The 590-nt window shown below is 45.3% G+C and carries 1 protein-coding gene; it reads left to right on the plus strand.

The features are described from left to right. The coding region (ilvC, locus tag NE054_RS08485; RefSeq protein WP_297890560.1) for a ketol-acid reductoisomerase at positions 1–590 on the plus strand (590 nt) is incomplete at both ends.

The raw sequence follows: 590 nt of genomic DNA on the forward strand, positions 1-590 counted from the left end.
CTCCGGGACACACTGTTCGTTCTGAGTTCGTTCGTGGCGGTGGTATTCCAGACCTTATCGCTGTTGGACAAAATCCAAGCGGAAAAACTAGAGAACTAGCACTCTCTTACGCATCAGCTATTGGCGGCGGAAGAACTGCAATCATCGAGACAACTTTCAAAGATGAGACAGAAACTGACCTTTTTGGAGAGCAAGCTGTTCTTTGTGGCGGTGCTGCTTCACTTGTTCAAGCTGGTTTTGAAACACTAACAGAAGCGGGTTATGCTCCAGAACTTGCATACTTTGAATGTTTACATGAGCTAAAACTCATTGTTGACTTGATGTTCCAAGGCGGAATCGCAGATATGAGATATTCTATCTCTAACACAGCAGAGTACGGCGACTATGTTTCTGGCAAGCGTGTTATCAATGCAGAGAGTAAGGCTGCAATGAAAGAGATTCTAAAAGAGATTCAAGACGGAAGATTTGCAAAAGACTTCATCCTTGAAGGTCAAGCAGGCTACCCTCGCATGAACGCTGAGAGAGCAAACGCAAGAGCATCTCTCATCGAGCAAACAGGCGTGAAGCTAAGAGCTATGATGCCTTGGATT

Origin of the sequence: Sulfurihydrogenibium sp., from assembly GCF_027448985.1 — a bacterium.
In the GTDB taxonomy this organism is placed as follows: Bacteria; Aquificota; Aquificia; order Aquificales; family Hydrogenothermaceae; genus Sulfurihydrogenibium.